The sequence below is a fragment of the Massilia sp. DJPM01 genome (assembly GCF_030348125.1).
GTDB lineage: Bacteria > Pseudomonadota > Gammaproteobacteria > Burkholderiales > Burkholderiaceae_D > Telluria_A > Telluria_A frigida.
The window spans coordinates 1-911 of the sequence record NZ_JAQOZV010000195.1; the positions used below are offsets into that span (position 1 = coordinate 1).

Here is a 911-nt window from a genome sequence, read left to right on the forward strand (position 1 = left end):
CGTCCATCGCAATAGCCTGGTGGCGGCCGGAGAGCGCAGCGGACGCAGCCTGTCCGTGAACTGGCCGTTATGGGCCGATGGCAGCATGCGGCCCGATCCGGCAAGCATTCTCCATATGCGTGACAATTTCGGTCTTGGCCCGATGGACAATGCGGCGGGCATGGCAGCGTTTTACCAGGCACTTGCCAGTGGACAGGCCCAGGTGCTGGTGGCTGCGGGCGAGCGGCACAAGCTGCTGGCGGTATTCGGCGGCCATGCCGCGCCTGTGCCTGTGCTTGCTGCAGATAACGGGATCACCGTGAGCGATTCCTCCTTCGAGCTGGAAGACAAAGTCCGTCCCATGTTGCGCAGGATCGCGGCTGACTTGATCAAAGTGAAAGCCGATGTCATCGAATACGATGTGGAATTGAGCGAATACGGCTATGACTCGGTCACCATGACCGAACTGGCCAACAAACTCAATCAGGAGTGCAACCTGGAGTTGACGCCAGCCTTGTTCTTCGAGTATCCAACCCTTGCCGGCCTTACCGCTTATCTGCTTGAAGCGCATGGCGCCGTATTCGTGCGCCGTTTTGCGCCGCGTACGGCAGCTGTGGCGCCGTTACGCCCAGTGGCACAGGCACAGGCACAGGCACAGGCACAGGCACAGGCACAGGCACAGGCACAGGCACCTGCATTGGCGGCAAGCGTTATGGAGAAAGCAAAACTGCCATCGCAGCCGGTCGCGCCAACGGTGCTGGCAAGCATCCCGGCCGCTGTGCCGGAAGCGATCGCCATCGTCGGCATCAGCGGCTGCATGCCGATGGCTGCCGATCTGGATGCCTTCTGGACCAACCTGGTGGAAGGGCGCGACTGCATCAGCGAAATTCCCGCCGACCGTTGGGACTGGCAGGCGATGTTCGGCGATCCGA

1 protein-coding gene is annotated in these 911 nt (G+C 61.6%); it reads left to right on the plus strand.

Annotated features, from left to right (window positions below):
* Window positions 1-911: acyl carrier protein (locus PO883_RS34625; protein ID WP_289313825.1), on the plus strand; the 911-nt coding region annotated here is incomplete at both ends.